An 18,193-nucleotide genomic window follows, 5' to 3' on the forward strand; every position below is an offset into this window, starting at 1 on the left:
CCATGCGTCGCTCAACCAACCTGCTCCCCACCCCGAGGAATCCGCTTGAGGGCGCTCGCATGGAGGCATGGGTCGCGGCCATCGACGACCCCACCGAAGGGCAGCTCGTCGATCCGGAGAGGATCGACGACGCCGCTGCGCTCCTCCGCGGCCACATCCGCTATGTGCTCTGGCGGCGCCGCCTCCAACTGATCATCCCCCTCACAGCGGCCGCCTTCCTCGGTCTCGGGGTCCTGCTCCTCATGATCAAGGCCCCGTCGTTTCTGATCCTGGGGAGCTTCGCCGCGGCGGTCCTTCTGTTCCTCAGCCAGCCGAAGACCATCCCGGTGTGGAACGGGCTGATTGCTTCGGATGCGCGCGACGGGTCCGCGCCGCAGTACGTCAGTGAGGTCACTCGAGGGCGCATTCGCTATTCGACGATCTTCCGCAGCGCTGATGTGCTGGACCGGTATTACGTGGCGACCCACGATCCGGTTGCGCTCTGGGAGGCCGCCGCGAAGGAGGACCGCCGTGTCGGGATGCTCGACCGCATCGAGAGCCTCGCGCGGTACGAGACGTTGTCGGAACCGCGTAGGCAGGAACTCGATCGCCTCCAGCGTTCCGCAGAGGCTCTCGTCGACGAGATCGTCCACACGCTCGACCCTGACAGCGTCAACGAGACCGCCGGCGCCGCGCGGAGCAAAGCAGGAGAGGCCGCCTCATGACTCACCGGCTCGCGGGCGACCTCATCGTCGGAAGCATCTACCAGGACACGGCTCCCGGCCGATACACTCCCGCGCCGGTGAGTCCCGCACGGGAACGTCTCCTTGCGAAGATCACCAACGCTCGCGACGCTGCCTGGGACAGCGACCAGGAGCGCTCCTTCGACGCGCTCCTCGAGGTGCTGGACTGGCACCGGCCATGGCAGATCTGGCGGCAGACGTTCGCACCCACCTACATCGGAGATCGGTACCACGGCGTTGGATGCCGCAGCTGCGACTGGACCTCCGCGACCGACTGCCCGACAGTGCGCGCGATCGCACGCTCCTTCGGCGTCGAGAGCGAACCCTGGACTGCCGGCGATGAGATCACCTCAGTCCTTCCGCTGCACAGCCGCATGTCCGACCTCGCCGGCCGCATCGTGGGACTCGTCCTCGATCGCACGAACGATCGGGGCGCCATGGGTGCCGTCGACTTCAGCAGCCGACTCGAGGTTCTCGGCCCCGCCGCGGACGACGTCGAGCGCATGATCACCGACTATCTGAACGACCCACGATGATGACGATCGAGAACTCACTGATGGAAACCCCCACCGACCGCATCGCCTCCCTCTGCGAGGTGATGAACGATCTCGCCCGCTCGGCGGACACCCAAGGTGCCAGGGCGGCAGCTGCAGACGATGTCGACGCGAGCTCCGAACTGTTCGGCCTCGCCGCACTCCTGCGCACCGAGGCAGCCGACCTCGAGAGCGGCGAGAGCACCGTCGATCACGGGCAGGAGATCCTCGATGGCGCCCAGCGGCTCGTGGTGCAGCAGATGCTTCGAATCGATCGACTCCAGCAAACCCCCAGCCCGTTCGTGATTGGTCGACCGGGTCGGGGAGCATTCGCGCTCAACAGGCGGCTCGAGCTGCTCGGCCGCGCGTTCCGCGGGGAGGCAGTGCGAGAGATCGAGGTTGACCCCAAGGCCGAGTGGATAGCAGTCGCCGAAACCGAGAGGGCTGATAGCCATGACTGACAACAACCCCGAAGCGACGTCGACGGTCGATCAGAGTGCCGCCGATGCAGCGCCCGTGAGCGTCGACATCGGCGTCTCCTCCAATGCCCCGCAGGAACTCCTCGATCGAGTCACGGCAATGGCCGAGGATCTCGACCGTCTCGGCATCGACGTCACCCTCGAGCTGATCAGGACGTGCCGTGTCTGCGGGTGCACTGACGAGCGTGCCTGCCTGGGCGGCTGCTGGTGGCTCGACGACCAGGATGACGTCTGCTCGAGCTGTGCACCGTCCTCCGGTTCAGTCGTCGACGCCCGCGCACGCTTCGCGCATCGCGAAGTCTCAGAACGTCCCGACGGCACAGAAGGTGTCGGCGACCAACAAGATGAAGGAGATTGATCATGACCACCACCGCAGTCGAGATGATCGAAGGGCAGGGGACATTTGCCCCGATCGCCGGCGTCGTGACAACGCCCCCGACGTTCACCTGGGCGCTGCCCGACCACACCGCGCACGTCTCATTCCACCTCGAGCCATCCACCGGGCCGGGGTATAGCGTGCACGCGGACGGACCGCGCGCCGAACTCGCCCGCACACTGATCCACAAAGGCGACCGTCTGACCGTCCTCCCCGCCAGGATCTACCGCAACAATGCCCGGCAGGTCACACTCGACGTCGACGCCGCGGCCTTCGAGCTCGCACTTGACTGACGCCGGGTGCGATCCTCAGCTTTTGGGCTGCTCCTTCAGGAGTCGGCGGATCCACTCTGACGAGATGCCCGCGTCCGCGGCGACGTCCTGCTGCGGGAGGCGTGACCGGCCCATCGACGGCGCCAACGCGCGGATGATCTCGTCGCGATCGGCTCGGCCCTCGAGGAGCGCCGGCGCAATGACCGTCTCCAACTCCGTACGGATCTCGCGGATCCGTACGATCGCACCATCCCGGGTAGCCGGATCGGGTAGGACATCCGGCGACTGCGGCAGCCGGGGGACGGCCTGCAGGAGCCAATAGCGGCTCAGACCGCTTTCGCGCGCAGCCTGGCTGACGTTGGCGCCATGGCGAAGGGCGATCCCAATCTGGTCCAGTTGCAGCTGTCGAAGCTCCCCATGACGGGCTTCCTGTCGAGCGATGAGCGCAGCGATTTCGCGCAGCCGAGCGCGCAGCGCATCGATCTCCTCGAGGGAGAGGGAGTGTGTGTTCATCGCGGGGTTCCTATCGCCGATTTCTGGTCTGCAGCTTTCATATATGAGACAATGAGCGTGGCGTGACACCCGATGTCGCCTGGCCCCGGAGGTGCTGCATCCTCCGGGGCCTTCTTCGTGTTCAGTGGTCCCGGAGGGCGTCCACGACCGACACGGTCGCGATCACCATCAGCACCAAGGTGGATGAGGTCAAGAGCAGTAGCACGGTGAAGTGCCACAGCCACTCTCGGGCGAACCATGCGAACGTGACCGCTCCCGCGCTGATGAGCAGGAAGATCATGGTCCGCATGACTCGTTGCGATCGACGGACGAGCTCGTCGAGCTCGGGATCGTTGCGGAGGAGCTCAACGGTCATCGCGAGCTCCGGCGTTCGTTGCGCCGGCGGTGCGGGCGTTCGGTGACTCTCTGGTCCAGCGACCATCGATGCTACTCAGGCCGCGGTGCTCGATCACCCCGACGTTGTCTGGGTCGGCCTCGAGGGGCCAGTCCCGGAGCCGACCGGAGAGCGCGGTGGCGAGGCGGTCCATGAACCGTTCCGCGAGGCTTCCCTCCCAGCCGTCGTGTTCGCGGGAGTTCTCGACGACGAGCAGCTGGCTGCGCTCGAGCTGGAGCGCTTGCTCGTCTGTGACAAGATCTGCGCCGGCATCGCGCCAGAGCAGATCGAAGACCGGGGTCCACTCGTAGCGCGGGGCGGGAAACGAGGTGCCTCGTGCCGCGGAGACCGAGGCGTGGTTCTCGTCGACCAGGCTCTGCCCATAGCGATCGGCCAGCTCGAGGATCTGTCGTGGCTGCGCCGATGCTCGGGAATCGTCTGGGCGAAATCCGAGCATGGCTGCCGTGATCAGCAGATCGATCGTGTCTGTAGGGACGATGATGACTTCCATCTCAACCTCCAATGAAATGTGTAACCTGACATCGCTAAATATACGGGTTAGATCCCACGCTGTCAACCAAGTTGGGGTAATGGTTGGGGAAGATCTGGCGGCCGCGAGGATCTCGGGCTTGTGATGCGTGCTGGGATATCGTGACCGCATGGCGCGCCAGATCATTCACCAGCTCATTGACGACCTCGACGGCACAGAACTTGGAGACGATGGGAAGACCATCCGCTTCGGGCTCGACGGCCGTGACTACGAGATCGATCTGAGCGCTGCGCATGCCGACGAGCTCACGGCCGCGCTCGCTCCCTTCGTTGAAGCCGGGCGACGTGCGCCGAGGGTGCAGCGCAACTCTGAGCCGGCGAAGTTTATGGCCGGCCAGCTCGAGGAGATCCGGAAGTGGGCGCGAGAGAACGGCTTCGAGGTCGCGGACAAGGGCCGGATCTCACGCGAGGTGAAGATCGCGTTCGCGAATAAGCGGCCGGCGTAGATCTGCTGATGGTCGGCGTTGCGCTGGCGTTGCCCGAAGCGTGGGACCGGGTATCGCTCGCGGCGGTCGGCTTTGAGGGCTTCGTCCGCTTCGGAGATCTCGCCGGCGCGAGCGTGCCTCGCGAGGCGGGGATCTACGTCGTGCTGCGCCCGGCGACCACGCCGCCGGCCATGCTCGAGCTGACGCGCGCTCGAGCGGGCTCGGCTTACCCGGTGGATGACCTTGCTGCGCGGTGGGTGCCGGGAACTCCTGTGGTGTACATCGGCAAGGCGGAGGCGAAGGTGGGCGGACTGCGGAAGCGTCTGGGCCAGTACGCCCGGAAGGGATCGAGCCATCAGGGAGGCCGCTCGATCTGGCAGCTGGCCGATCAGGACGATCTCCTCGTGGCCTGGGCGCTCACGCCCGGCGAGTCTGCGGAAGACGTCGAGATCCGATATCGGGCGGCGTTCGCGGACGTCTATGGGCGGTGGCCGTTCGCGAACCGGAAACGCTGAGCCCCTCTCGGCCACAATGAGGGGGCTGGTGTCCTCGAACAGAACGGCTGGTGCACATGGCTACTGCAGAAGAGAAGCGCGATCCCATTGCGCTCGCTGACCTGAGCGACTCTCTCGTCGATGCCTGGCGCGTTGTCGCCCGGCAGGGTGGGGCGGGCGCTCGCCCGGGCTCGCAAGCTGCCCTCGACGCGACAGAGGCTCACCGGGAACTTCCTGCAGCTGGGGCGAACGAGGAGCACGCCGCGGGGTACATGTCAGGGCGCATGGTCGACGCGATCGCGCTGCTGCTGCAGTCTGTCGGGACGCAGCTGCGCGCGGAGCCGTTGGTGCCGTTGGCTGTCTGGCCGCTGGTGCGCGCGGAGCTCGAGCATGCGGGCAGAGTGGCATGGCTGCTCCAGCCCCTCGAGGGAAGCGGTGCTGCATCTCGCCGGGTGGCTCGCGCGATGCTCGAGCACGCCTCAGCGCTGCAGCGAGACAAGTACACCGCGAGCAAACATTCCACCCCGTTGGCGAAGGCCCTCAAGCGGGACCGAGACAATCTGCTGAGACGGATCGGAAGCCTGTTCTCAGACGTGGACACACCCCTCGACGGCCCGGAGAAGATCGTTGAGTGGCGGATCGGCGGGGAGACCATGCTGGGTCTTGGCCGGGCGATCGATCTCTTCGTCTCGCTCAACTTCACCAAGGGCAGCGGGGTCTACGACGTCCTGTCCGACCGATCGCACCCCTCGGTGACGTCGCTGGCATCGCAGTCGGTGGCCGAGGAGTCCGAAGGGGTGACGTCCTGGTCGTATCCGGTAAACCCCGACGTCCTCGACTTCCAGGTCCGCCTCGGCTGCCTGATCCTCTACAAGACCGCCCACACGATCGCCAGCTACTACGGCCTTGATGCGAGCGCGCTCGAGAGTTGGGCGGAAGAGGCCCCGGCGCATTGGCTCGATGAAGATCCCGCCGCGGCGTCATGAGCAACCCCGCCGGTAGTCAGCGATCAGGCGAGGGCGAGAAGCTTCGTCGCCTTCGTGACATCGATCTTCGTGGGCATCTCGCCCTTGCGTGCACCGGAGCGGCCGTAGAGCAGCATCTTCAGCCCGGACAGCGAGACATCCGCGTCAGCGGCGATTGCCTTGACGCTTCGTCCGTTGCTCATCAGGTTGCGGACGTGTTCGCGAACGGGGGCGGCATCGACGCGAGGGGGCTGTGCGGGGATCCCCGCCTCCCGCCGGCGGCGCCGCTCCTCAGCGATTGACGCATCGGAGCAGGCGGGCGTGGACGGGCAGCTGTCTCGGTCGTGGCACCCCAGCTGGTAGCCGTACGCCGTGCCGTGATGCTCGGCGGGGATGCCCTCGGCTCTGCGCCGAGCGACGTACTCCTGGTGGTAGGTCCGCCGTGCCTCACCGCACAGCTCGCATCGGCACCCGCGCACGTAGGAGGCGTATGTGCCGCACGGCTGCAGCTCGACGCCGTCCCACTTGGAGCGCTTCGGCCGACTCGGCTTCACCGCCGGCGTCTTGCGGGGCGCCGGGTTGAGAGGGAGGTCAAGGCTGCGACGTCGACGAGCTGCAGTGGGCCGATCGACGCCCAGCGCTTCGGCGATCTCCCGATCGGTGCGCGAAGCCGCGTGCAGCTCCTTCAGCTGCGCCACCCACGCAGGCTCCGTGCGCACAATGGGAGCTGAGGGTGTCCGTGCTGGTCTCGGGGTCGGCGTGGTCAGTCGCTTTCGCGGCGGTGTCGGGGTGGGCCGCGCCGCACGCCGCTGAGAGGTTCGGGCAGGCCCGGATGAGGGCTGGGTCCCTGGCGTCCGCCGCCGAGCGGGGGACGCGGTGCGCGGCGCGGGTGCCGGCTTCTCTCGGGGTGCGCTCGAGGGGGTGAGCGATCGGGAGCGGGCTTGGGAGCGCGCCTCGCGATCGCGCTGCAGGATTTCCGCGAGCGTGGCGCCGGCGTCGATCGCCTTCCTGAACGAGAAATCTCCGCTGTACCGTCGGTGTACGTCGCGGCAGGAGATCACGGCGGGACACAGTGCCCCGCGGCAGCCGTCGCGATATCCGTCGACGGATCCGTGCGGGAAGGAATCCTCGAGCAGATCTGCGCTGCTCATGACGGGTCGCCGCAGACGGTGAGGGTGTGCACCAGAGCATCACGATCAGCGACGTCGACTGCCAGGCCCCAGGTCTGGGCGATCTGCGTGTACTTGAGCACGTAGGTGCACAGGTACCCGGTTTCGACCGGCGGCAGCCACTTCGCCGGGCCGTCCTCACCCTTCGATTCATTGGCGCTGCCCTGGACCGCGATGAGGTTCTCCAGCGTGTTGGCGAACTCGAGGCGCCGCTCTGGAGTCCAGGCCCACGCTCCGCCGACGAACGCTGCATAGAGGCTGAAGATGTGCTCGGTCTGCACCCCCTGCGATCCTCGGTTGCCGGGCTCGGCGATCCGGTCATGCTGGAAGATGATGCGCTGCCCGGTGTACGGGTCGTGCTCGAGCACTCCGGAGAGCACCGTGCAGCTGTTCTCAGCGAGAACGACGTCGACCAGGTCGCGGGCGAGGACGTCGTCGCGTTGCCGGCAGCCGTTCCCGTCGATGTCGGTCCATGCCGTCCCGAACGAGGACCGGCGGTACGGGGGTATCTCCTGGCCGACGTCCACCAGAGGTAGCGCTGCAGCGACAGCAGCTGCAGCCGTGAACTCATTCGCGGGCGTAGTGGGCGCCGTCGGGGTGGGCGCTGCACTCTCGGCCGATGTCGGCGTCGGGGTGGCGATTGCCGGCGCCGACGGGGGGACGACGGGCAGCGGCGCCGGCGAGTTATCCCAGTTCGGCAGGAACGCCACGATGGCGGCGATAACTGCGATGGGGATGAGGGCAACGAGGCTGCGGGTTCTCTTGCGGGACATGATGATCTCCGTTCGTCACTCACCATGGGTGAGCGGGCGCGGAAAGATCGGACGCCGACCTCGATCCTGAGCGATGAGGGGCCGTTCTCGAAATCTCCTTTTATGTGACCTGACATCACTAAATATACGGCATTGGAGTAGGCCGGTGCAAGAGAAAAGGCGCCCAGCCGATCGCGGATGTCAGGTCACACGAATCATCGGAGTTCATCTGGAAGTCCAAAGGGCTGGGCGCCTCGAACAATGATACCGAGCACCCCCGTGGGCTCAATGATGAGTTGGGAACGTCGCGCCACCGGCATACACTTATCGGATTCCCGTTCGATAAAGGGAGGAGGCGGAAGCAATGACAATCGTAGATCTGTCCCCGGTCGCGAGTCCGCTCACCCTAGTCCCGCTGGCGCAGATGCTCGATGCCGTTGCCTGCGGATTCCCCAGCCCAGCGCAGGACTATGAGCAAAATCCCATCGATCTCACGGAGATGCTGGTCGAGGATCCGGCTGCTACGTTCCTGGTCCGCGTTGCCGGGACGTCGATGACCCTCGCGGGCATCGATGATGGCGATGTCGTCCTAGTCGACCGGTCCAAAGTGCCGCACGCCGGCGATGTCGTCGTGGCTGTCCTGGACGGGGAATTCACGATCAAGCGCCTGGTGCGCGAACGGGGCACTTGGGCGTTGCGAGCTGAGAGCACGGAATGGCCGGATGTCGTCGTCGACGAGCTTTCCGAGCTGGTCATCTGGGGCGTCGTCACGGTGTCCTTCCGGTTCCATCGGCCACGACGGTGATTGGGCATTGCGATGTGAACTCGGCGTACGTGAGCTGGGAGCGCGTCTTTGATCCGACCCTCGAGGGTGTGCCGGCGGTGGTTGTCAGAATCGCTTTCCGATGACATAAGCCAGGTATAGGTGACACACGGTCCGCTTCTGATGGCACGGTGTGTCACGCAACACCGATGGGGCTCGGCGTCACCTGTCGGGAACAGCTTCCCGTTGCACTGACGCCGTTTCGTTGCACTCGTCGCGTTACACGTGGCATCGCTTCGATTTGTAAGCGTCGGACACGAACGTCCTCTTTGGCCCTGCCGCGGTCTGAACCCTCACTCGTATCGCCAGCCAGGCATCACGTTCAGGAAGCAGGTGCCGCTGAGGTGAACTGCTGGATGCCGTCCATGACGATCTCGAGACCGACGTCGAACGTGTCGGTCAGTGGATAGGCGTCAGCTGTCGCATAGTCGGCGGCCATCTCCGCAACACGGGGGAATCCTCGGAGATCCATTCCACGCATGACGCGCGCCGAGTCCATCGGCAGACCGGCGGTCTCGAGCATCGCTTCCTGCAAAGCGAAGCCGTACACGAATGCATCGAGGATTGCGTAGGCATGCGCTGTAGCTTCCAGGGAGAACCCCGATGTGCGAAGGACATCCAGCACCGCTTCGTGGTTCGTGAGGGTTGCGGGCCCAGGGTGGGCTCGTGTCTCCATGACGGCAAGCGCCCAGCGGTGACGTGCGAGCGTTTCACGCATGGAGCGTGACCGGTGCGTGAGTTCCTCTCGCCAGTGCCCGTGCACCTCGGGAAGGTACACCTCACTGAAGACGGCGTCCACGAGGTAGTCCAACAAGGCGTCCTTTGACGATGCGTGGTGATAGATCGACATTGGCCGGACCTGCAGTCGGCTCGCGAGTTCACGGATCGTGAAGGCACCGATCCCGTCCTCATCGACCAGTTGCAGCGCGGCAGCGACCAGCTTTTCGTGCGTCAGCGTGTTTCTTGGTGCTCGCGGGTTTGCCATGCTCCGACATTACCGTACTGTGTACAGTACATCGTACCGTACTGTGTACGTTATTGCAGGTGATATGTCCCACGAGAGGTTGATGATGAGCGTTCCGAGCGAGGTGGCATCCGTGGATCGGGGGCAGGGAGTGGAGATGACTGCGGTCACGCATGATCGCTACGGCCCGCCCGCAGTACTCCGGGTGTCAAGTATGGCCGTGCCCTCACCTCGGCGGAACGAGGTTCTGTTGCGAGTGTCAACGGCCGGGGTCTCTCGTGGCGTGTGGCACATGATGACGGGCCTGCCGCGACTGGTCAGGGTGGCTTCCGGTCTGCGCCGGCCTCGACAGAACGTGCCCGGCATGGATGTGTGTGGCGAAGTCGTGGCCGTGGGATCCGAAGTGAGCTCTCTGCAGCTCGGACAGCGAGTCTTCGGCATTGCGCGAGGATCTTTCGCTGAGTATGCGGTGGCCAAAGCCAGCCATCTTGCGCCGGCACCAGTCGAGCTCGATGACACCGAAGCAGGCGTCCTGGCCGAGTCGGGCCTGACCGCTCTGCAGGCACTCGATCGCGGCGGCATTGATGGAACGGTCCGCCCGGGAACGCGAGTCCTCATCATCGGCGCCTCAGGGGGCGTCGGCAGCCTCGCCGTGCAGATCGCTGCGCTCAGGGGTGCTGACGTGACCGCCGTGTGCGGCGATTCGAAAAGGAATCTCGTGGAGAGCCTCGGGGCCGCCCGGACCATCGACTACCGCAGCGAAGACGCTCTTGCGCAAGGAGAACGCTACGACGTGATCCTCGACGGCGCCGGCGGCGCCTCCCTCAACGCGCTGCGCGGGGCGCTCGTACCGCGCGGAACGCTCATTTTCGTCGGCAATGAGTCAGGCGGCACCTGGACCGGAGGGTATGGACGCCCCTTCGCGTACCAGTTGCGGATGGCGTGGGGCGGGCAGCGGTTTGTGAACCTTCTCGTCCGCACGAATTCCGCCGACTTAGTGAGACTCGCCGACCTCGCGAGCCAGGGCGGCCTGCGCCCCCACGTCCATGCCTCCTACCCCCTCAGCGGGGTGCCCACAGCGCTCGAAGAACTCGCTTCGGGCGCAGTCGCGGGAAAAATCGCCATCCACGTCAACGAACAGGAAAACCGATGAACACGTCACTACGAACCCCTGCACTGGTAGCAGGAATCTCGCTCGCGCTCATGGTGGTCCTGGCCCCACTCGGGTTGCTGTGGGCGCTGCCCGCCGGCGCGAACGGCGCCGCGGCCCTCACCGTACTCGTGATCGCGGTACTGGATGTCCTCGCCGGAGTCGCGCTGTATCCGGTTCTGAAATCGGGTGGTGAGCTCCTCGCCCTCAGTGCTGCCGCACTGCGGGTCGCCTACGGTGCCGTCTTCGCCGTCGCCGCCGGATTCCTCCTGGTGCCCGCCGACACCGAGCGGTTCCAGGCAATCTGGGACGCAGGCCTGTTCATCTTCGGACTTCACCTCGCCGTGGTCGGCGTTGCCGTTATCCGATCGCCAACCATCCCTACCTGGATCGGTCTCCTCGTGCTCATCGCCGGGGCCGGGTGCCATCGACTCCGCGACGATCGCGCTCCTCCCCGCCAACCCGACGATGATCGGCGAATTCACATTCGTCGGCGAGGTCGTACTGCTTGTCTGGCTGATCGGCTGGTGCGGCAGGACACGTGGCATCCGTACCGACCGCCACGTCGCCGCAACTGGCTCAGTGCGATGAACCGTGCGCACTCGACATCGGAACCGGCACTGTTCGGCGAGGACTCGCCGCCACAGAGCACGACGATCCGCCAACTCACGCTGCCCGGCATCGTGGGAGTCTGGGCCGCAGCAGCATTACCGATGGCAGTGCTGGCGTGGCTGATCGCGCCCCTGCTGGCCAGCGGCTGGAACACTCCCTCGGCCCTCGCGCGATCGCTGATCCTGCTCCTCACCGCAGGCCTAGTCTGGCAATTCGTGTTGGTGGCGTTCCTGGTCTTCAGGGAGCAACGCAGCCTCAGGTGGGAGGTCGTCCGGGAAGCGCTGTGGTTGAGGGCTCCACGAAACCCGAAGAACGCAATGACGACGAGGGGGACGGATGTGGCTGATCGTCCCTGTCTTCGTCATTGCGTTCTTCGCCGTGGAGCTCATCCCCTTCGGGCTTCCCCCGGTTGCGGGGAGAGACTTCGGCGAGTTTCTCGGCTCATCCGATGGGGCGGCCCTCCTCTACGGGTCGTGGGCCTGGTTGGCCATCCTGCTCGCCTTCTTCATCTTCAACACAGTCCTCGGCGAGGAACTCCTCTTTCGCGGGTATCTGCTGCCACGGATGAACGGCATCTTCGGCTCGAAGGATTGGGTAACCAACGGCATCCTCTTCGCCGTGTACCACCTCCACGTGCCCTGGGTCATCCCGATCGCTCTGCTGGACACCTTCATCCTGTCTCTACCCTCACGTCGATACCAGAGCGCCTTGATCGGGGTCATTACCCACAGTTCTCAGAGCCTGTTCCTCTCCGTTTTTCCGGTAACTACGCTGGCGTCTTCTTTCACCCGCTCCCTGCCGTCGGCGAGGACACTGAGGCGGACAACATTGGACGACCCTGGAGTCTGCCCGATCTCTCCTTCGACCTCGGCCTCTACACCGACGAGATCGAGCGGGCATCGCAGGACCGGTCATGGGAAACCCCGCGCCGGCAGACCGCACGGCTTCTCGAACAACGACTGCGTCTGATGGATCTCGTCCTTCCCACCGGCCTGCCCTTGCACCGCGTGATTCCCGCCTGGGAAGACGACGGCTATGTTGTCAGATTCCAGCGCGCCGACGCTGACGGCACCATCGACCAGGCGGACATTCCCCTACCTGGCGTGCGGGAAGATCCCCATAGTGCGGCGGCGCTTTTGGCAGCACGTCTGCGTGCCGTGCCCGTAGAGAACTGGCGGGCGACGTTCGCGAAAGCTTCTGCACCACGTCGGGCGTCTCCGCGTCAAACGGAAGAGTAAAGGGTTCCCCGCCAGGGGCCAGGAAGTGCGCGGCCCTCGGTCCGCGTCCGCGAGCCGGACCGGCCCCGTGCACTCGAGACGCGGACTTACCGTGCGTGACGATCGGCCGGCAGGTGTTCTGCCGTTCTATTGAGAGAGTTCGCGGTCGAGCCGGTCAAGGAGGGCCTCGAGGGAAACCTCGAATTCTTCTTTGCTGCGATCTTCGCTGAGCAGGGGGCGGAGCCGTTTGACTTCTGGGGCGGCATCAAGGGTCATGTTGCCATCGCGGTGCGGGAGGTCGGCGTCTCCTTCGTCCAAGGGCTCTTCAACGGGACCTGTTTGCGCGCCGCGGACGGCGGATTCGAGGAGGAGTTGGCCGAGCAGGAAGCTACTGAATGACCGGTAGGCGTTGACCGCCTGCTTGTCGGTGAAGCCTTGGTCGATGAGAGCGCTGAGGAAGGTGTTCACGACGTCGATGCTGCGCAACGGCGGGCGCAGCCAGGGGGCGGCGGGGTGCCGTGTGGCGACCAGCGGGAACGCCAGGGGGTGTTCGGTGGCGATGCGGCGTACTGCGTGGGCGGCGGCTTGCAAGAACGGTTGCCAGTGCTCGCCGGCCTCCTTTTCGAGGGTTGCGGTGAGGTCGGTCATTAGGAGTGCGACGACGCCTTCGAGGAGGTCTTCTTTTCCGTGAACGTGCCGGTAGAGCGACATGGCTTCAACATTGAGTTGCTGGCCGAGAGATCGCATCGACAGTCCCTGCGCTCCACTGCGATCGATCATCTCCAGCGCACTGCGGATGATCAGCTCACGGCTGAGCTTCGGAACCGCGGTGCCATCTGCGCCTTTACTCACAAGTGCCCTCCGGTGTCAATCCTCCCCCGGAAACAGCCGCGATGCTCCACGCTTACGGCGTAAACATTTTTGGTACGTGATCGCGACGGCTGGCCGAGAGATTTGATGCCGGCAAGGTTACCGGCCCTGCGTGCGTACGCCGCTCGAGAAAGGCAAACCATGTCTGATAACCGCGATGACAGTTCCGTCAATCGCCGGGACGTTCCGGTCAGATCGGACAGGTCCGACACGGCCGCCTATTCGGTGGCTGGTGGCGATACCACCCGTGATGAGGTTCTGGAGCGGGAGAAGGCGCGCTACGGCGGGATGAAGTTCGGGTCCGCGTTCTTCGGGTGGCTGACTGCCACCGGAACGGCCGTCATCCTCACCGCGGTCCTCGCGGCCACCGGGACCGCGGTCGGACTGGGCAGCGAGGTCAACCCCAACGAGGCGGCAGAAGCCGTGTCGGAGAACGCGGGCACCGTCGGAGTCGTCGGCGCCATCGTGCTGGCTGTCATCCTGCTCGTCGCCTATTTCTGCGGCGGGTATGTGGCCGGCCGGATGGCGCGATTCGACGGCGTGAAGCAGGGCGTCGCGGTCTGGTTGTGGGCGCTCATCATCGCCGTGGTGCTCGCAATTCTGACGGCCGTGGCGGGAGCGCAGTTCAACATCCTCGGCACATTGAACAGCTTCCCCCGGATTCCCATCAACGAAGGCGAACTCACCGCCGGGAGCATCATCACCGTCATCGTCGCAGCGGTCATCGCCCTTGCCGGAGCGATCCTGGGCGGGGCCGCGGGAATGCGGTACCACCGTCGCGTCGACAAGGCCGGCCTCGGCCGCTGATCCACCCCACCCCTCACGTCCCGGGCGCCCGTCCTGGGAGGAAAGAGAACCATCACCATGATTGACACCAACAGAATCAACGACCTCATCGGCGCTGACGTGTTCGGCAGCGACGACGACAAGATCGGATCGGTCGGACAGGTATACCTGGACGACAAGACGCAGGAAGCCACCTGGGTCACCATCAAGACCGGGCTGTTCGGCACCTCCGAAACGTTCGCTCCCCTCCAGGACGCGTCGTTCGACGGCGACCGGGTGCGGGTCTCCTACCCGAAGGACATGGTCAAGGACGCGCCCCGGATCTCCAGCGACGGGTCCATCACTCGCGAAGAAGAAGCGGCGCTCTACCACTACTACGGCAACGGCACACCTGAACCGGCCGCACCGCTGTACGACCAGGACGCTGACCTCGAAGCCGGCAGCTCGGGACGGACCGACCGCGACGACGCGGCCGAAGGTTACGACACTTCCGGGCCGAACACCGACGATGCGATGACCCGCTCCGAGGAGCAGTTGCACGTCGGCACGGAGAAGGTCGAGACCGGCCGTGCCCGTCTGCGCAAGCACATCGTCACCGAACAGGTCACCAAGACCGTCCCGGTCAGCCATGAAGAGATCACCGTCACCCGCGAACCCATCACCGACGCCACCCTCGGCGACGCGATGAGCGGCGGGGAGCTCACCTCGGAGGAGCACGAAGTGGTCCTCACCGGTGAGCGAGTCGTCACCAGCAAGGAAACCGTTCCTGTCGAGCGAGTGCGCCTGGGCACCGAGACGGTGACCGAGCAGCAGCAGGTGACCGCAGATGTGTCTCACGAAGAGATCGAACTCGTCGACCCCGACGTCGACTCGGATCCTTCGAGGTAGACGCCCACAGTCGTGCCGGTCAGTTTCAGAGCGGGCTCCTGACCGGCACGGCCCCACCCAGCCAAGCCCGCCGCAACCATTCAAGTCACCCTGACACCCTCGAGCCCACTCGGTGTGCGTCACCAAACCATCTGAAAGAGAGTCACCATCATGAATTTCCTCCAAGCACTGCAAGACGCCCTCGCGGTCGTCATCGCCTTCGTCCCGCTCGCCCTGTTGTTCCTGCTCATCCTCATCGTCGGCCTCATCGTGGCGAAGCTCATCTCCAAGGGCCTGGAAAAGCTCCTCGAGAAGGTGGGCTTCGACCGACTCGTCGAACGCGGCGGCATCAAGAAGGCGCTGGCGAAGTCGAAGCTCGACGCCTCCGACATCGTCGGGAAGATCGTCTACTACACCCTCGTGCTGTTCGTCCTGCAGTTCGCGTTCGGGGTCTTCGGTCCCAACCCGGTCAGTGACCTGCTCGAAGGCATCATCGGCTTCCTGCCGAAGATCATCGTCGCGATCATCATCGTCGTCATCGCCGCAGCCATCGCCGCCGGCGCGAAGGGACTCATCCAGAACACCCTGGGTGGACTTTCCTACGGCAAGATCCTCGGCAACATCGTCGCGATCTTCATCCTGTTCCTCGGCGTCACCGCCGCGCTGAACCAGATCGAGGTCGCCACGACCGTCACCACGCCGATCCTCATCGCCGTGCTCGCGATCATCGCCGGCGTCATCATCGTCGGTGCCGGTGGCGGACTGATCAAGCCGATGCAGCAGCGTTGGGAAGCGATGCTCACCAAGGCCGAGGAAGAAGCACCGAAGATCCAGCAGGAAGCCAAGAACGCGCCCAGCGTCACTGAGCAGGCCAAGCAGGCGAAGGAGCAGGTGCAGAACGCCACCCGCAACCAGCCGCAGCGCCCGCCGCTGCCGCCTCGCCGCTGATCCACCTGCACCTACCCGGGTGCGCTGGCCTCGCCTTGAGCGGGGTCAGCGCACCCGTCCCCCTTGAGAGGAACCCCATGATTCGCACGCTGCTCCGCTTTCTCCCCATCATCTTCCCCCTGGTCGTGAAGTTCTTCCGATCCCGGAAGGCGAACAGGCCCGGCTTGCAGAATCCCCGGCGATGATCTCTTCCGACGACGACAGCACTCCCGCCGCGGTGGTGCGGCACGAAGAGATCCTGCACGTCGCCACAGAAACAATTGCCCTCGAAACGGTGCGCATCGAGAAGTACATCATCACGGAGCGGCGGACCTTCACCGCCGACGTCCGGCGCGAAGAGCTCCGCGTCACGAGGACGCCGGTCACCGATCCGGCCGAGCTCCGCCCTCCCGTGAACACCGACCCAGATCGGTCGATAGTGATGGTCCTGCACGAAGAGCAGCTCACCATCACGATGAAGGCTGTTCCGGTGGAAACGGTCACAGTGCGGGTGAGCACCGTGAACGACGACCACCGCATCGAAGACATCCTTCTACGGGAAGAAATCGACATCGTCGAACACAACATCATCGACGAGCACCAGCCGAGTTCGGGTTAGTCGGTGCACGCCACCCGCCGATCCCATCAATAGCCGCCAGTCGTCGCGAGTCCGAGCCGTCACGTCATCAAGAGGGGCGCACCATGCCAGATACCGTCATCTTCGATGTCGACGGGACACTCGTAGACAGCAATTACCAGCACACCCTGGCCTGGTACCGCGCTCTACGGCGCAGCAGCATCACGGTGCCGATCTGGCGCATCCATCGCACCATCGGCATGGGTGGCGACAAGCTCATCACCGAGCTCGCCGGCCCTGACGCCGAGAAGACTCATGGAGACGAGGTGCGAACTTCATGGGAGAAAGAACTTGAGTCCCTGATCGGTGAGATCCAACCCCTTCCCGGTGCGCACGAGCTTCTTGTAGAGGTGAAAAGGCGAGGGTTCCGGATCGTGCTGGCCAGCTCTGGAAAAGCAGCCCACGTCGAGCACAGCATGGAGCTCATCGGCGGCCGCGAACTCGCTGACGCGTGGACCACCTCCGACGACGTCTCCGAAAGCAAGCCCGCACCCGACCTTGTCAACACTGCGCTTCAGAAGGTGTCCCGATCCGCAGGGATCATGATCGGCGACTCCACGTGGGATGTCATCGCCGCCGAGAAAGTCAACGTGCCCACCATCGCCCTGCTCACCGGTGGCTCCTCGCGCGATGAGCTCAACGAGGCCGCCTCGATTGCCGTGTTCGACTCACCGCAAGACCTGCTCGATCACCTGGACATCACCCCCCTGGCCCACCCCTCTGCCGAAACCCGACGGAAAGAGACGCACTGAGGTGCGGCCCACTACCACGGCGAGTGTTGAAATCCCACCCGCCCCAGAGGTCACCGCTCTAACGAGAGGGTCGTGACGGTCAGCTGACGCGGTCTGACGGCGCCGGTCCTGCCGGACGGTGGGCGCGGGCGGTGAGGTAGATGCGGTGCGCGGTGATGACGAGGGCGAGCCACGCGGCGCCGAGTAGCCAGCCGGCGAGCACGTCGGTGAACCAGTGGTGGCCGAGGTATACGCGGCTGAGTCCGATCACCAGGGCGAAGACCACGCCGCCCGTGATCGTCAAAATGCGAGTGCGTCGGGAGTGCTGTCGTAGCAGGATCAGGTACACGATGATGCCGACCACGACGACCGCGTTGAGGGTGTGACCGCTCGGGAACGACGGCGAGTATTCGTACGGGGGCACCGCGTCGACCAGCGGCGGACGCTCGCGCCCGATGAGCTCCTTGCCGGCGACGGTCATCAGCAGCGAGCCTGCCGCGGCGACCGTGATCAGGATCACCGGTGTCCAGGAACGGCGCCGGATGCCGAGGATGAGCATCGCGCTGACGGCGATGATCGGCATCCCGATCGTTCCCGCCACGTCGGTGATCGCGGTGATCACGGCATCCGTCGTCGGGTTGCGGAATTGCAGTGACAGGTCGAGAAGCGGGCGGTCGAGGCCTGCGACGCCGTCTTCGTCGGTGACCGCGTCGTAGACCTCGACGGCGACGACGCTCAGGGCGAAGGCGATGGCGAGCCCGACGGCGAGGCTGATGAGCAGGGCGGCGTACGGGCCGAGCTTCTCGGCGAGCCATCGGGCGAACCGGGCGAGCGCCGAACCGAACCGGGTGGGCCAATCGGTCAGGTCATCGGTGCCGATGCGGCGGTCTTCGGCGAGCTCGCCGGCGGTGCCGTGGCCGCGGGCGGCGTCATCTTGTGGTTGGTGGGGTGCTGGCATCACGTTCCCTGTTCCGGGTCATCACTTCT

25 protein-coding genes and 1 pseudogene are annotated in these 18,193 nt (G+C 65.2%); 18 read left to right on the top strand and 8 right to left on the bottom strand.

Annotation, left to right across the window (positions count from 1 at the left end):
- Positions 1 to 2: 2 nt before the first annotated feature.
- Genes ACIQLD_RS18365 through ACIQLD_RS18385 form a run of 5 tightly spaced genes read left to right on the top strand, consistent with a single transcriptional unit; the run spans position 3 to position 2,403 of the window.
- Positions 3 to 704 carry a hypothetical protein gene (locus ACIQLD_RS18365; RefSeq protein ID WP_402610388.1) on the top strand — a complete coding sequence of 234 codons (702 nt, stop codon included), beginning with the start codon at positions 3 to 5 and terminating at the stop codon, positions 702 to 704.
- The gene (locus ACIQLD_RS18370) at positions 701 to 1,258 is read left to right on the top strand and encodes a hypothetical protein (RefSeq protein ID WP_402610390.1); all 558 of its coding nucleotides are present in this window, start codon (positions 701 to 703) and stop codon (positions 1,256 to 1,258) included. Before ACIQLD_RS18365 ends, ACIQLD_RS18370 begins: the two co-directional genes overlap by 4 nt.
- Complete coding sequence (locus tag ACIQLD_RS18375) at positions 1,255 to 1,716, top strand: hypothetical protein (RefSeq protein WP_402610392.1); 462 nt, start codon at positions 1,255 to 1,257, stop codon at positions 1,714 to 1,716. The genes ACIQLD_RS18370 and ACIQLD_RS18375 overlap by 4 nt, the downstream gene beginning before the upstream one ends.
- The gene (locus ACIQLD_RS18380; protein ID WP_402610394.1) at positions 1,709 to 2,092 is read left to right on the top strand and encodes a hypothetical protein; all 384 of its coding nucleotides are present in this window, start codon (positions 1,709 to 1,711) and stop codon (positions 2,090 to 2,092) included. Before ACIQLD_RS18375 ends, ACIQLD_RS18380 begins: the two co-directional genes overlap by 8 nt.
- 2 nt (positions 2,093 to 2,094) lie before the next feature.
- Positions 2,095 to 2,403 carry a hypothetical protein gene (locus ACIQLD_RS18385; protein WP_402610396.1) on the top strand — a complete coding sequence of 103 codons (309 nt, stop codon included), beginning with the start codon at positions 2,095 to 2,097 and terminating at the stop codon, positions 2,401 to 2,403.
- Between the two features lie 15 nt (positions 2,404 to 2,418).
- Here ACIQLD_RS18385 and ACIQLD_RS18390 read toward each other — a convergent pair whose 3' ends face one another.
- The 3 genes from ACIQLD_RS18390 to ACIQLD_RS18400 form a co-directional block, all read right to left on the bottom strand.
- Positions 2,419 to 2,895: a hypothetical protein gene (locus ACIQLD_RS18390; RefSeq protein WP_402610398.1), complete on the bottom strand. Its 477-nt coding sequence runs from the start codon at positions 2,893 to 2,895 to the stop codon at positions 2,419 to 2,421.
- A gap of 121 nt (positions 2,896 to 3,016) precedes the next feature.
- Positions 3,017 to 3,250 carry a hypothetical protein gene (locus ACIQLD_RS18395; protein WP_402610400.1) on the bottom strand — a complete coding sequence of 78 codons (234 nt, stop codon included), beginning with the start codon at positions 3,248 to 3,250 and terminating at the stop codon, positions 3,017 to 3,019.
- Entirely contained in the window at positions 3,240 to 3,779 is a 540-nt protein-coding gene (locus ACIQLD_RS18400) for a hypothetical protein (RefSeq protein WP_402610402.1), read from the bottom strand. The genes ACIQLD_RS18395 and ACIQLD_RS18400 overlap by 11 nt, the downstream gene beginning before the upstream one ends.
- A gap of 148 nt (positions 3,780 to 3,927) precedes the next feature.
- On the opposite strand from ACIQLD_RS18400, the gene ACIQLD_RS18405 reads away from it, so the two are divergent.
- The 3 genes from ACIQLD_RS18405 (at position 3,928) to ACIQLD_RS18415 (ending at position 5,722) form a co-directional block, all read left to right on the top strand.
- The gene (locus ACIQLD_RS18405; protein WP_402610404.1) at positions 3,928 to 4,263 is read left to right on the top strand and encodes an Lsr2 family protein; all 336 of its coding nucleotides are present in this window, start codon (positions 3,928 to 3,930) and stop codon (positions 4,261 to 4,263) included.
- Positions 4,264 to 4,271: 8 nt separating this feature from the next.
- On the top strand, positions 4,272 to 4,757 hold the full coding sequence (locus tag ACIQLD_RS18410; RefSeq protein WP_402610406.1) for a hypothetical protein: 486 nt from the start codon (positions 4,272 to 4,274) through the stop codon (positions 4,755 to 4,757).
- Positions 4,758 to 5,020: 263 nt separating this feature from the next.
- Positions 5,021 to 5,722 carry a hypothetical protein gene (locus ACIQLD_RS18415; RefSeq protein WP_402610408.1) on the top strand — a complete coding sequence of 234 codons (702 nt, stop codon included), beginning with the start codon at positions 5,021 to 5,023 and terminating at the stop codon, positions 5,720 to 5,722.
- Positions 5,723 to 5,745: 23 nt separating this feature from the next.
- Here ACIQLD_RS18415 and ACIQLD_RS18420 read toward each other — a convergent pair whose 3' ends face one another.
- Both ACIQLD_RS18420 and ACIQLD_RS18425 read right to left on the bottom strand, forming a co-directional pair.
- Positions 5,746 to 6,399: a hypothetical protein gene (locus ACIQLD_RS18420; protein ID WP_402610410.1), complete on the bottom strand. Its 654-nt coding sequence runs from the start codon at positions 6,397 to 6,399 to the stop codon at positions 5,746 to 5,748.
- Positions 6,400 to 6,848: 449 nt separating this feature from the next.
- On the bottom strand, positions 6,849 to 7,643 hold the full coding sequence (locus ACIQLD_RS18425) for an HNH endonuclease family protein (protein ID WP_402610412.1): 795 nt from the start codon (positions 7,641 to 7,643) through the stop codon (positions 6,849 to 6,851).
- Positions 7,644 to 8,046: 403 nt separating this feature from the next.
- Between ACIQLD_RS18425 and ACIQLD_RS18430 the strand changes: the two genes are divergently transcribed.
- Positions 8,047 to 8,427 carry a LexA family protein gene (locus ACIQLD_RS18430; protein WP_402610414.1) on the top strand — a complete coding sequence of 127 codons (381 nt, stop codon included), beginning with the start codon at positions 8,047 to 8,049 and terminating at the stop codon, positions 8,425 to 8,427.
- Between the two features lie 340 nt (positions 8,428 to 8,767).
- Here ACIQLD_RS18430 and ACIQLD_RS18435 read toward each other — a convergent pair whose 3' ends face one another.
- Positions 8,768 to 9,430 carry a TetR/AcrR family transcriptional regulator gene (locus ACIQLD_RS18435; RefSeq protein ID WP_270410296.1) on the bottom strand — a complete coding sequence of 221 codons (663 nt, stop codon included), beginning with the start codon at positions 9,428 to 9,430 and terminating at the stop codon, positions 8,768 to 8,770.
- Positions 9,431 to 9,623: 193 nt separating this feature from the next.
- On the opposite strand from ACIQLD_RS18435, the gene ACIQLD_RS18440 reads away from it, so the two are divergent.
- The 4 genes and pseudogenes from ACIQLD_RS18440 to ACIQLD_RS18455 all read left to right on the top strand — a co-directional run bounded on the left by ACIQLD_RS18440 (position 9,624) and on the right by ACIQLD_RS18455 (position 12,409).
- Positions 9,624 to 10,562 (top strand): NAD(P)-dependent alcohol dehydrogenase, encoded by a 939-nt coding sequence (locus tag ACIQLD_RS18440; RefSeq protein WP_270410510.1) that lies wholly within the window; start codon positions 9,624 to 9,626, stop codon positions 10,560 to 10,562.
- Positions 10,563 to 10,612: 50 nt separating this feature from the next.
- A pseudogene (locus tag ACIQLD_RS18445) lies at positions 10,613 to 10,921 on the top strand (hypothetical protein); the annotation flags it as partial.
- Between the two features lie 586 nt (positions 10,922 to 11,507).
- Positions 11,508 to 12,140 (top strand): CPBP family intramembrane glutamic endopeptidase, encoded by a 633-nt coding sequence (locus ACIQLD_RS18450; RefSeq protein ID WP_270410292.1) that lies wholly within the window; start codon positions 11,508 to 11,510, stop codon positions 12,138 to 12,140.
- Positions 12,140 to 12,409, top strand: a complete 270-nt coding sequence (locus tag ACIQLD_RS18455) for a hypothetical protein (protein ID WP_270410290.1) — start codon at positions 12,140 to 12,142, stop codon at positions 12,407 to 12,409. The genes ACIQLD_RS18450 and ACIQLD_RS18455 overlap by 1 nt, the downstream gene beginning before the upstream one ends.
- Before the next feature lie 126 nt (positions 12,410 to 12,535).
- On the opposite strand, the gene ACIQLD_RS18460 is transcribed toward ACIQLD_RS18455, so the two are convergent.
- Positions 12,536 to 13,240, bottom strand: a complete 705-nt coding sequence (locus ACIQLD_RS18460) for a TetR/AcrR family transcriptional regulator C-terminal domain-containing protein (RefSeq protein WP_127011619.1) — start codon at positions 13,238 to 13,240, stop codon at positions 12,536 to 12,538.
- Positions 13,241 to 13,399: 159 nt separating this feature from the next.
- On the opposite strand from ACIQLD_RS18460, the gene ACIQLD_RS18465 reads away from it, so the two are divergent.
- The 5 genes from ACIQLD_RS18465 to ACIQLD_RS18485 all read left to right on the top strand — a co-directional run bounded on the left by ACIQLD_RS18465 (position 13,400) and on the right by ACIQLD_RS18485 (position 17,227).
- The gene (locus ACIQLD_RS18465) at positions 13,400 to 14,065 is read left to right on the top strand and encodes a hypothetical protein (protein ID WP_402610417.1); all 666 of its coding nucleotides are present in this window, start codon (positions 13,400 to 13,402) and stop codon (positions 14,063 to 14,065) included.
- Between the two features lie 57 nt (positions 14,066 to 14,122).
- Complete coding sequence (locus ACIQLD_RS18470) at positions 14,123 to 14,932, top strand: PRC and DUF2382 domain-containing protein (RefSeq protein WP_270410285.1); 810 nt, start codon at positions 14,123 to 14,125, stop codon at positions 14,930 to 14,932.
- Between the two features lie 150 nt (positions 14,933 to 15,082).
- Positions 15,083 to 15,859: a mechanosensitive ion channel family protein gene (locus tag ACIQLD_RS18475; RefSeq protein WP_127011617.1), complete on the top strand. Its 777-nt coding sequence runs from the start codon at positions 15,083 to 15,085 to the stop codon at positions 15,857 to 15,859.
- Positions 15,860 to 16,040: 181 nt separating this feature from the next.
- On the top strand, positions 16,041 to 16,457 hold the full coding sequence (locus ACIQLD_RS18480; protein WP_270410282.1) for a YsnF/AvaK domain-containing protein: 417 nt from the start codon (positions 16,041 to 16,043) through the stop codon (positions 16,455 to 16,457).
- 83 nt (positions 16,458 to 16,540) lie between these two features.
- A complete protein-coding gene (locus ACIQLD_RS18485; RefSeq protein ID WP_270410280.1) occupies positions 16,541 to 17,227 on the top strand; it encodes an HAD family hydrolase in 687 nt (228 codons plus the stop codon).
- A 79-nt stretch (positions 17,228 to 17,306) separates the two neighbouring features.
- Here ACIQLD_RS18485 and ACIQLD_RS18490 read toward each other — a convergent pair whose 3' ends face one another.
- Positions 17,307 to 18,164 (bottom strand): phosphatase PAP2 family protein, encoded by an 858-nt coding sequence (locus ACIQLD_RS18490; protein WP_270410277.1) that lies wholly within the window; start codon positions 18,162 to 18,164, stop codon positions 17,307 to 17,309.
- Positions 18,165 to 18,193: the final 29 nt, after the last annotated feature.

Source organism: Microbacterium sp. NPDC091662, assembly GCF_044756705.1.
In the GTDB taxonomy this organism is placed as follows: domain Bacteria; phylum Actinomycetota; class Actinomycetes; order Actinomycetales; family Microbacteriaceae; genus Microbacterium.

Bases quoted from the DNA above. Each gene is read 5' to 3' on its own strand.
- ACIQLD_RS18365 (WP_402610388.1), top strand. From the start codon at position 3: ATGCGTCGCTCAACCAACCTGCTCCCCACCCCGAGGAATCCGCTTGAG.
- ACIQLD_RS18370 (WP_402610390.1), top strand. From the start codon at position 701: ATGACTCACCGGCTCGCGGGCGACCTCATCGTCGGAAGCATCTACCAG.
- ACIQLD_RS18375 (WP_402610392.1), top strand. From the start codon at position 1,255: ATGATGACGATCGAGAACTCACTGATGGAAACCCCCACCGACCGCATC.
- ACIQLD_RS18380 (WP_402610394.1), top strand. From the start codon at position 1,709: ATGACTGACAACAACCCCGAAGCGACGTCGACGGTCGATCAGAGTGCC.
- ACIQLD_RS18385 (WP_402610396.1), top strand. From the start codon at position 2,095: ATGACCACCACCGCAGTCGAGATGATCGAAGGGCAGGGGACATTTGCC.
- ACIQLD_RS18390 (WP_402610398.1), bottom strand. From the start codon at position 2,895: ATGAACACACACTCCCTCTCCCTCGAGGAGATCGATGCGCTGCGCGCT.
- ACIQLD_RS18395 (WP_402610400.1), bottom strand. From the start codon at position 3,250: ATGACCGTTGAGCTCCTCCGCAACGATCCCGAGCTCGACGAGCTCGTC.
- ACIQLD_RS18400 (WP_402610402.1), bottom strand. From the start codon at position 3,779: ATGGAAGTCATCATCGTCCCTACAGACACGATCGATCTGCTGATCACG.
- ACIQLD_RS18405 (WP_402610404.1), top strand. From the start codon at position 3,928: ATGGCGCGCCAGATCATTCACCAGCTCATTGACGACCTCGACGGCACA.
- ACIQLD_RS18410 (WP_402610406.1), top strand. From the start codon at position 4,272: ATGGTCGGCGTTGCGCTGGCGTTGCCCGAAGCGTGGGACCGGGTATCG.
- ACIQLD_RS18415 (WP_402610408.1), top strand. From the start codon at position 5,021: ATGGTCGACGCGATCGCGCTGCTGCTGCAGTCTGTCGGGACGCAGCTG.
- ACIQLD_RS18425 (WP_402610412.1), bottom strand. From the start codon at position 7,643: ATGTCCCGCAAGAGAACCCGCAGCCTCGTTGCCCTCATCCCCATCGCA.
- ACIQLD_RS18430 (WP_402610414.1), top strand. From the start codon at position 8,047: ATGCTCGATGCCGTTGCCTGCGGATTCCCCAGCCCAGCGCAGGACTAT.
- ACIQLD_RS18435 (WP_270410296.1), bottom strand. From the start codon at position 9,430: ATGGCAAACCCGCGAGCACCAAGAAACACGCTGACGCACGAAAAGCTG.
- ACIQLD_RS18440 (WP_270410510.1), top strand. From the start codon at position 9,624: ATGGCCGTGCCCTCACCTCGGCGGAACGAGGTTCTGTTGCGAGTGTCA.
- ACIQLD_RS18450 (WP_270410292.1), top strand. From the start codon at position 11,508: ATGTGGCTGATCGTCCCTGTCTTCGTCATTGCGTTCTTCGCCGTGGAG.
- ACIQLD_RS18455 (WP_270410290.1), top strand. From the start codon at position 12,140: ATGGATCTCGTCCTTCCCACCGGCCTGCCCTTGCACCGCGTGATTCCC.
- ACIQLD_RS18465 (WP_402610417.1), top strand. From the start codon at position 13,400: ATGTCTGATAACCGCGATGACAGTTCCGTCAATCGCCGGGACGTTCCG.
- ACIQLD_RS18470 (WP_270410285.1), top strand. From the start codon at position 14,123: ATGATTGACACCAACAGAATCAACGACCTCATCGGCGCTGACGTGTTC.
- ACIQLD_RS18475 (WP_127011617.1), top strand. From the start codon at position 15,083: ATGAATTTCCTCCAAGCACTGCAAGACGCCCTCGCGGTCGTCATCGCC.
- ACIQLD_RS18480 (WP_270410282.1), top strand. From the start codon at position 16,041: ATGATCTCTTCCGACGACGACAGCACTCCCGCCGCGGTGGTGCGGCAC.
- ACIQLD_RS18485 (WP_270410280.1), top strand. From the start codon at position 16,541: ATGCCAGATACCGTCATCTTCGATGTCGACGGGACACTCGTAGACAGC.
- ACIQLD_RS18490 (WP_270410277.1), bottom strand. From the start codon at position 18,164: ATGCCAGCACCCCACCAACCACAAGATGACGCCGCCCGCGGCCACGGC.